This window comes from Pseudomonas sp. XP1 (genome assembly GCF_053557675.1).
The window spans coordinates 487181-496428 of the sequence record NZ_JBNRIJ010000001.1 but is presented as its reverse complement, the minus strand read 5'-3'; the positions used below and the strand labels follow the sequence as shown (position 1 = coordinate 496428).

8 protein-coding genes are annotated in these 9248 nt (G+C 65.3%); 1 reads left to right on the top strand and 7 read right to left on the bottom strand.

The window, feature by feature from the left end:
- Positions 1-115: 115 nt before the first annotated feature.
- Positions 116-295: a hypothetical protein gene (locus tag ACK1U9_RS02325; RefSeq protein ID WP_419198698.1), complete on the bottom strand. Its 180-nt coding sequence runs from the start codon at positions 293-295 to the stop codon at positions 116-118.
- On the opposite strand from ACK1U9_RS02325, the gene osmE reads away from it, so the two are divergent.
- The gene (gene osmE, locus ACK1U9_RS02320) at positions 278-634 is read left to right on the top strand and encodes an osmotically-inducible lipoprotein OsmE (RefSeq protein WP_449109674.1); all 357 of its coding nucleotides are present in this window, start codon (positions 278-280) and stop codon (positions 632-634) included. The genes ACK1U9_RS02325 and osmE overlap by 18 nt on opposite strands.
- A gap of 1 nt (position 635) precedes the next feature.
- On the opposite strand, the gene ACK1U9_RS02315 is transcribed toward osmE, so the two are convergent.
- The 6 genes from ACK1U9_RS02315 to ACK1U9_RS02290 form a co-directional block, all read right to left on the bottom strand.
- Positions 636-1004 (bottom strand): hypothetical protein, encoded by a 369-nt coding sequence (locus ACK1U9_RS02315; protein ID WP_108479801.1) that lies wholly within the window; start codon positions 1002-1004, stop codon positions 636-638.
- A 362-nt stretch (positions 1005-1366) separates the two neighbouring features.
- Positions 1367-1789 (bottom strand): anti-virulence regulator CigR family protein, encoded by a 423-nt coding sequence (locus ACK1U9_RS02310; protein WP_108479800.1) that lies wholly within the window; start codon positions 1787-1789, stop codon positions 1367-1369.
- Positions 1790-2028: 239 nt separating this feature from the next.
- Positions 2029-3216, bottom strand: coding sequence for an HlyD family efflux transporter periplasmic adaptor subunit (locus ACK1U9_RS02305; protein WP_085598810.1), 1188 nt, complete (start codon positions 3214-3216; stop codon positions 2029-2031).
- Positions 3206-5368: a type I secretion system permease/ATPase gene (locus tag ACK1U9_RS02300; RefSeq protein WP_108479799.1), complete on the bottom strand. Its 2163-nt coding sequence runs from the start codon at positions 5366-5368 to the stop codon at positions 3206-3208. The genes ACK1U9_RS02305 and ACK1U9_RS02300 overlap by 11 nt, the downstream gene beginning before the upstream one ends.
- Positions 5358-6629: a TolC family protein gene (locus tag ACK1U9_RS02295; RefSeq protein ID WP_108479798.1), complete on the bottom strand. Its 1272-nt coding sequence runs from the start codon at positions 6627-6629 to the stop codon at positions 5358-5360. Before ACK1U9_RS02295 ends, ACK1U9_RS02300 begins: the two co-directional genes overlap by 11 nt.
- Positions 6629-9248, bottom strand: a 2620-nt coding sequence (locus ACK1U9_RS02290; RefSeq protein WP_449109673.1) for an Ig-like domain-containing protein, incomplete at its 5' end; no start/stop codon positions are given. The genes ACK1U9_RS02290 and ACK1U9_RS02295, both read right to left, overlap by 1 nt.

Sequence of the window (9248 nt, the reverse complement as noted above, 5' to 3'; positions counted from 1 at the left end):
CGCGATGGGCTGCGTAGCAGCCCCCGGATCTTGCGTTGATGCTGAGATTGCCGGGGCTGCTTCGCAGCCCATCGCGACACAAGGCCGCTCCTACAGGGGGGCACGTGTTCGTGGGCTAGCCCTGCTGCCAACCGGCAATCAGGCGCTGGGCATTCTCCTCGCAATCCATCCCTTGCGGCTTGTCTTCCATGCCCGCAATTACCGCCAGCAACTGCGCGCGGCTGTGCGCCAACCGCTGCTGCATCACTTCATCGGCGTCCTTTACCGGAGCACGGCCATGAACAAACCCTTTCACGCGCTGATCCTTGCACTGGCAGCGCTTTCTGCCTGCTCGTCCAACTCCGCGCTGTACCACGACCAGCCGCTGGTGGCGAAAGTCGCCAACGGCATGAACCGAGACCAGGTCATGCAGGTCGGCGGCAAGCCTGATGCCGAGACCGAACGCACCGTGGTACCCGGCACCTGTTTCGACTACATGCTGACCAAGGGCGACAACCGCCACCCCTATAGCGTCAGTTTCGATGGCACCGGCAAAGTGGACAATACCGCTTTCATGACCTGCGCCGAGTGGAGCAATGCCCAGCGCAGGGCCCGCCTGCCGAGCATGGGCGGCTCCAGCGGCTCGGGTTACTGAGTCAGTCCAGGCATTCCCTGGCAGCCTGGCGCAATTTGTCACCAGACAGGAAGCTGCCCTTGTAGAAAGTCGCGCGGCTGCCCTCGCGGGAGTCGACTACGTCCAGCACATCATCGGATGCCACGGCGCTGGGGGCCGTCAGCCGGTAGCCGTGGGCAATCGATTTCTGCGTGGCCTGGGGCGCCAGCGCTTGCCACTTGGGTAGTACGCAGGCGGCGTACTGCTGGGGCGATTTGTGGGTCAGTTTGCTGGCAGTGGGTTTGCCAGGGGTCGCGCAGCCGGCAAGGCCGGCAAGGCCGGTGATCATTACAGCGGAAAGAAAGAGACGAAACGTAGACATTTGCAATTGGCCATCAAGGATACGCTGCATTCTAACGGGGGTTTGTATTGGCTTACCAATCAACCAAAGTCTCGCTGCACGGGCCGCAACTGATATTTCTGCCAGTCGCCTGGGTGAGTGAAGGCTGGAAAGTGCATCTGCCAATAGGGTCGCAGCTTTTTCCGTATTACAGGTGCACCACTCGCCAAACCGCAAACGGAAGGCACGCGCTCCAGCGGCTTGCTGGCAGCGGACGGGGGCTATCGAGAACACTGTGGGAGCGGGTTCACCCGCGAACACCGGCGCAGCCGATGCCAGCCTCCGCGTCGCCTGCCGGGGGGCTGCTTTGCAGCCCATCGCGACACAAGGCCGCTCCTACAATTGACGGCCCCCGCCGACACCTGCGCCTGACGTCAATCCAGCGCGCCGTTGAGCACCTCGTAGATGATCCCCGTAGCGACTGCCACCAGGATCAGGTCCGCACCCGCCTGCATCCATTCATAGCCATCGTAATGAGGGAGCTGCCCCAGCAGCCTGCCATCGAGCTTCTTGGCGATACCCGGCGGCAGTGGTTTGCCACGGGCCAGGTTCTTCTGAATGCCAGGGGGCAGCGCCGGCCCAGGGCTCCAGTAGCTACGGTGCCCGTCAATAATGCCAAGCACATCGCCACGGTTTATCGACGGGCCACCGTACGATCCCCCGTGACCTTGACCATGCTGGCCCTTGTCCTTGCCATGGCCCTGCCCTTTACCATTACCCGGGTCGGCATAAGTGAGCACTGGCCCTGATGCCAGCGCAATGGCGGTAGCGACAACTGCCAATCGACGCATTGTCATAGCTGTTTCCTTACACCAGAGACGTCCCAGCACTGTAGACCAAAACCCGGTTCAGGGTGAAAGTCCCCAAACGCGGGTCAGGGCTTGGCACTGCGATAGAGCATGATGGCTGCCACATCAAGGGTCAGCACCGCTATGGCGAAGAGAACCATGAAGTACAGATCTTCCGGAAACATGGCCGTACCTCCAAATAGACAGGTTTGCTGGGATGCTGCAATTCCCGTTCCTGATGCCCCGGCTCAGTAGAGACGGGCCTTGATCAGCGGGCGCAGCAAGTAATTGAGCACGCTGCGCTTGCCACTGAGAATATCCACTTCGGCAACCATGCCGGGGATGATCGGCAGCACCTCCTCACCGCGCTTGAGCTGGCTGCCGTCAGTGCGGATCAGCACCTGGTAGTACGACTCCTTGCCGTGAGGCGTGTCCTCCTCGATGGTGTCGGCGCTGATCTGCTCCAGGGTGCCCTTGAGGTCGCCATAGATGCTGAAGTCATAGGCGGTAATCTTCACCTTGGCCGGCATGCCCGGCACCAGGAAGGCCACGTCGCGCGGCTTGATCCTGGCTTCTACCAGCAGGCGGTCCTCTACCGGAATCACTTCCATGATCGCCTCGCCGGGCTGGATCACCCCGCCACGGGTATTGATCAACACGGTGTTGACCCGCCCACGCACCGGCGAAACGATCCCGGTGCGGCGCAGCTGGTCCTGGCGCTGCTGGACAATCGGCTCCAGGGCACTGAGGTCGGCCTTGCGCTGTGAGCGCTCGGTGTAGGCGTCCTGGAAGTAGCTGCTCTTCAGCTCGGTCAGCTTGCCGTTGAGGGTAGCGATGTCCTGGCTCAGCCGCAGCGCCTCCATCTGGCTCACCGCACGCTTGGCTACCAGCGGGCGGACCAGGTCGAGCTGGCTCTGGGCCAGGCTGATCTGCCGCTGGATTGCCTGGCTACCTTCGAGCAGTTTGTCCCGCCGCGACTTGAACAACTCGCGCTCGGAACGCGCCAGCGGCCCTTGCGGGTCGATGTCTGGCGGGAACTCGATGGCCGCCTTGCCCAGTACCTCGGCGTCCAGCCGGGCAATGGCCGCCCGCAGCACGCCGGCCTGGTTGGCCGACTCCTGGAAATTGGTCAGAAAGCGTGTCTCGTCCAGGCGCAGAAGCGGCTGGCCAACCTCCACCAGGTCGCCCTCCTGCACCAGCAGGCGGTCGAGAATGCCCCCTTCCAGGCTCTGGATCTTCTGGATGCGGCTGAACGGCACCACACGCCCGTCGCCGCGCGTCACTTCATCGAGCTCGGCCCAGGCGGCCCAGGCGACGAACAGCAGGACGCTGCCGAGCAGGGTCCAGAGCAGCGGGCGATAGACCGGGTGAGTGGTTGCCAGCAAGGGGTCGGCCAGTTGCCGACGCAACACTACAGAACTATTTTCAGCTGCCATGGCCGGCTCCTTCGGCGACCTGTGGCGCCTGCACCTGGTTGCCCAGCACTACCTGGTTCAGCGGGCCGTCCATGATCACCTGGCCGTTGCGCAGCACCACTGCACGGTCCACCAGGGCCAAGACGCTTTTCTTGTGGGTGGTGATGATCAAGGTTCGCCGGCCCAGCCATTTCTGCAGGTAGTCGATGACCTGTTTCTCGCTGTTCTGGTCGAAGGCTGCGGTCGGCTCGTCGAGCAGCAGGATAGGCGGGTCCTGCAGCAGTACCCGGGCCAACCCCACCGCCTGGCGCTGGCCGCCGGAGAGGCTGGCGTTGCCCTGGATCGGCATGTCCAGCCCCAGCGGGTGGGAGCGTACGAAAGTACCCAGCCCCACGCCATCGAGGGCCTCCAGCAATTCCTCGTCGCCCAGCGCGGCATTCGCCAGGTTGAGGTTTTCCCGCAGGCTGCCGTGGAACAGCGCCACATCCTGCGGCAAGTAACCGATGCCACGCTGGCGGTCGGCCGGGTCGAGCTGGCTCAAAGCGATGTCGTCCAGCAGCAGCCGGCCGGATTGCGCGTCGAGCAGGCCACTGAGCAGCCGCAGCAGGGTCGACTTGCCGGCGCCGTTGCCGCCGAGCAGCGCCACCCGCTCGCCGGCCTGGATGTTCAACCCATGCACATCGACCACCGGTGGGCTGTCGCCATGGGCCAGGCGCAGCGCCTCCAGGCGGTAATGCCCGTGCAGCCGGTCGCGGTGCACGAAGCACTTGCCGGCGGGCCGCTCCTGCTCGGCGGACATCAGCTGGTCGAGGCCCTCCAGGGCCACCTTGGTATGTTGCCAACGGCCAAGGATGGCGGCAGCCTGGGACAGCGGAGCGATGGCCCGCGAGGCCAGGATCGAACAGGCCACCAGGGCGCCGACGGTCATCGCGCCGTCGCTAATCCGGTAGACGCCGAACACCACCACCCCGACGTAGCACAACTGCTGGACGATGCTCGCCGAATAGCTGAGGGTCGAGGCCAGGGCGTGGGTCTTCATTGCGGTACCGGCCAGTTCCCCGGTGAGCATCTCCCACTGCTGGCGGCAGCGGCCCTCGGCACGCGCGGCCTTGACCGTCTCAAGGTGTTCGAAGGCTTCCAGCAGCACGCTGTTCTTCATCGCACCCTCGCGCAGGTTCTGCCGTGACAGGTGCCCCAGCAGGCGCTGGGTCAGCAGCCCCGGCAGCAGCATCAACACGCAGGCCACCAGCGGCACCCAGACCACATGGCCACCGATCACGGCAATGATCAACAGGAAGATCGCCACGAACGGCAGGTCGCTGATCAGTGCGGCGCTGGAGGAAGTGAAGAACTCGCGGACCGACTCGAACTCACGCACCTGGGTACTGAACGCTCCCATCGACGCCGGCTTGGCGGCGATCCGGGTGCTGAGCACGCGCCCGAACAGCAGGCTCGACAACTGCAGGTCCAGGCGCTTGCCAAGTACGTTCAGCAGGTGCCCGCGAAGAATCCGCAGTACCCCGTCGACGATGATCGCCAGGGCCACGCCGCTGGCGAGTATCCATAGGGTATCGAAAGCCGCGTTGGGCACCACACGGTCGTAAACCTGCATGGCGAACAGCGCCGAGGCGACAGCCAGGACGTTGGCCACCAGGGCGGCCGCCGTGACTTCGGCATAGGAGCGCCAAAGCCGCTTGAGCGGCCCGAAGAACCAGTGCTCCGGCAGGCCACTGGCGTAGTCGCCCACCCGCCCATCGGGGCGGTAGCGGCACTTGGCGAACACCGCCGAGCCGCTGTAAAGCGCCTCCAGAGCAGGCAGCGTCATGCACTCGCGGCCGCCGTCGCTGTGCGGTACCAGTACCTCATACTGCTCACCCTCTACGCCAACTAGCAGCAGGCTGCGACCATCGTCGAGCAACAGCAGGGCCGGCAGCAGGTAGGCGTCCATCTGCCGCAACGGCAGCTCCGCGACCCTGGCGGTGATGTCGGCGCGGCGCAGGGCGCGGGAGACCAGGCGCAGCGGCAGGCGTCCGTGCTCCAGCGCAAGGCCGTCGACCAGCTCGGCATCGCCCAGCGGCCGGCCCAGTTGTCGGCACAGCAGCAGCAGGCCCTGGCGCAGCGGGTCGTCGTGGTTCAGGCTCACGACATTGTCCGGGGATTGTTCAACTTCCATGATTCAACCGGTTCTCCAGTAGTGCCCCCAACAGCCCGACCTGCGCGGCCGCCCGGTACTCGATGCGCTTGCGCTCGATATGCAGATTGATCAATTGCCGCTCGGCCTCGAAGCGCTCGCGCTGCACGTTGAGCAAGTCGATCACATCGCGCCGGCCAACCTCGAATTGCTCGCGGTACAGCTCGCCAACCTGCTCCGACTCCGTCACCTGCTGGCTCAGCGACTGTTCCCGCCAGCGCAACGTGTCACTGTTGTCGAACAGCGTCTGCAACTGCCGGCGGATGTCACGCTGCATCGCATCGGCCGTCCATCGCGCCGACTCCAGTCGCTGTTGCGCAGCAGTCGGCCGACGGAAGTTGGAAAGCCCCTGGAAGGTGTCCATGCGAAAGCGCAGCGACATCACCGAGTCGCTTTCCGGGCGACCGCCGATCTCCCGGCGCAACGCGGAGGCCTCCAGGTTCAACTGCGGCAGCAACGAAGCCTTGGCCTCGCGGACTTGCGCCTCGGCGACATTGGCGTCCTCCAACGCCTTGCGCTGCAACGGCGACTCGCGGATCACCCGCGTCATGTCGCTGGCAGCCAGGTAGCGCTGCAGCGACATCGGCTCGGGCTCCACCAGCTCGGAGGGGTCCTGGCCAACCAGGATCGCGTACTGGTTGCGCGCGTCCTGCAGGTTGCCCTTCTCCAGCGACAGCTGTTCCTGGGCACGCGCCAGTTCGAGGTTGGCGCGGTCCAGTTCGCTGCGGTCGGCGTAACCGTCGCTACCGCGTGCCTGGGTCATCTCGCGGATGCCGTCCAGCCGCTGGATGTGCTGGCGCACCGTCTCCACCCGGCGTTCCGAGGCAAGCACGTCGAGGTAGGTTTCGACTATATCCAGCGCCGCATCGTCGCGCGCCACCAGCACCGCCTCGGACAGCTTGCGCTGGGTGGCGCTGGCGCTGTCGACCTTGCTCGTCACCCGTCCCCAGTCATACAGCATCTGCGATACGGTGACGTCGTAGACGACCTCGCCGACGTCGAACTCCTGCGGCCCCCCGGACATGGTGACAGAGGGGTAATAGCCGCCCTTGGCGATCTCAACCTCGGTGCCCGCCCGGTCCGCCTCGGCCATCGCCGAACGCACCTGCGGGTGGATCGCCAACCCTGCCCGCACCGCCTGGTCGAGCGGGATGGCCGGGGCGGACAACGGCAGCCCGAGGCACAGGAGCCACAGGGCTCCCGCGCCACGGCGCCTCCCCTTGAGCACGGACAAGCCGCGCATCAGACCACGACCTGTACCGTGTTGTCCTCGATCAGCAGGGTACTGCTGCCAAAGTTGTAGACATCGTAGGTAATGCCGTTGAGCTGCTGCGTGGTCCCGGTGTTCACCGCACCCACCACGTTGAGGGTGTCGTTGCTCTCGCCGGTAATCTGCAGCACGTTGTTGGCATCGGTGATGGCGTCGACCTCCGCTGCGGTCAGGGTCAGCACGCTCCCCGAGTCGCCCTTGCCGAGATCGATACGCTCGATGTTGGAGAGCGTGCCGACGCCGACGGCGTTGTAGTCGAGGTCGATGCCGTCGGCCAGGACCAACGTGTCGAAGCCGGCGCCGCCGTCGATGCTGACGAAGTTGGTCGCGGTGATCTGGATGGCATCGTTGCCGTTGCCCGCCACCACGTGATCACCGGTCCCCACGTTGAAGATCAGGTCGTTGCCATCACCTCCATTGATGTGCTCCGAACTGCCGCTCGCCCCGGACATGACATCGTCCCCCGAGGTGCCGTTGACGTCGATCTGGCCGATATTCAGCGACAGCCCGTTGGGGGTCAGGGTGATGCCGTAGGCCGAGCTGTCGTTGCCATTGGTATCGGTGGCGACAATGTTGAACGAGATCTGCGAACCGAGGTTGAGGATATCGGTGATGTTCAGCCCCAGCTGGGTGAGGACGGTCGGGCTCAGCAGGTTCAGCGAGAAGTTGCCCGAGCTGTCCGCCTGGATCGGCAGCAGCTCGACGTTCAGCGCCGGGGTGATGACACGGATCACCACGCTGGAGTCCGGCTCGGTGGTACCGCTGAAACCGAACCGCGGGTTCAGCGGGTTGAGGCTGACATCGACACCGAAGTTACCGATGGTGACTGGCTGCTCGATGCTGCTGCCGACACCGATGGTTGCCACATTGCTCGGGTTGCCGGCCGGATCCTCGCCGGTGACCGAGACCTGGGCATTGAGCAACTGGTCCAGGGTAAGGTCGATGTCCAGGTCGGTGAGCAGGTTCAGCGAAGCCAGCCCGCTGTTGTCGGCAGTCACCGTGGCGGTGGCAGTGACGCCGCCGATGTCCACTTCGACCGTCAGTTCGGTTCCCGGATCGGTCGAGATGGTCAGGATGCTGCCCACCAGCGACAGCACCGGGGTCGCAGGCGGGATGGTGTCGACGGTGAACGGCACCGGGGTCGAGGCAGTACCGCCATTGATGTCTGCAGTGACGGTAGAAGCGCCCTCCGGGAACGGCCCCATGCCACTACCAGGGGGAATGGTCACGGTGACGCTGCCGGCCAGGATATCGCCAGCTGTGATGGTGTGCGTTGCCTGGGTCTCGTAGCCGTTCTGCCCGGCGAAGGCGACGGTGATAACCTGGCCGACCTGCATGGTTGGGCGGATCGTCACGTCGACCTGGATGCCATCGCTGATCTCGGCAGCGTTGATCCAGGTATCGGCTGCCTCCGGCACGCTGATGGTCGGTGGTGCCAGGTCCGGCGCGTTGATCGTCGCCGGGCCGCTGAGGTTGCCGGCAGCGTCGGCGGTGACCCCGCTGATCAACTCGCCAGTGATCAGCGGTGGTGCCAACGGCAGGCTGAAGTTGCCGCTGCCGTCGACATTCACCGTGATCGGGTTGGCGGTATCGCCGTCGATCACGAGGCGCACCTGGCTGTTCGGCTCGGCGGTACCGGTCAGCAGCGCACCGTCGGCACTGATGCTCAGCAGCGGCGCCGACGGCGCCACCGTGTCGACCGTGGTACTGGCCGGGCCACTGGTATTGCCGGCGGCGTCCTCGGCCACTGCGGTGACCACGGTGCCATTGGCCAGCGGCGTGGCCGGGGTGAAGCTCCAGTCGCCACTGCCGTCGGCGGTCGTCTCGCCGATCGGGTTGCCACCACCGTCGGTGAGGATGACGGTGGCGCCAGGCTCAGCGGTACCCGTGAGCACTACACCATTGCTCGGCTCGATAGTCGGTGCGGTCGGGGCGATGGCATCGACGGTGGCGCTGGTCGGCCCGCTGGTATTGCCGGCAGCATCCTGGGCGACGGCATTGATGACTGTGCCGTTGGCCAGCGGTGTACCAGGCGTGAACGACCAGTTGCCACTGCCATCGGCGGTGGTCTGGCCAATCGGGTTGCCGCTGCCATCGGTGAGGATCACCCTGGCGCCGGCCTCAGCAGTACCACTGATCTCGGTACCGTTGCTCGGCTCGATCGTCGGCTGGCCAGGGGCTACCGCATCCACCGTGGTGCTGACTTGTGGGGTGCTGGTGTTGCCAGCGGCGTCCTGGGCCACGGCATTGATGACCGTGCCGTTGACCAGCGGCGTACCGGGCGTGAACGACCAGTTGCCGCTGCCGTCGGCAGTCGTCTGGCCGATCGGGTTGCCGCTGCCGTCGGTGAGGATCACCTTGGCCCCGGCCTCAGCAGTACCACTGATCACCACCCCGTTGCTCGGGTTGATGACCGGTGCGGCCGGCGCGACGGCGTCAACGGTGGCGCTGGTCGGCCCGCTGGTGTTGCCGGACGGGTCCTGGGCCACGGCGTTGATCACCGTGCCGTTGCCCAGCGCAGGCGAAGGCGTGAAGGCCCAGTTGCCACTGCCATCGGCGGTCGTCTGGCCGATCGGGTTGCCGCTACCGTCG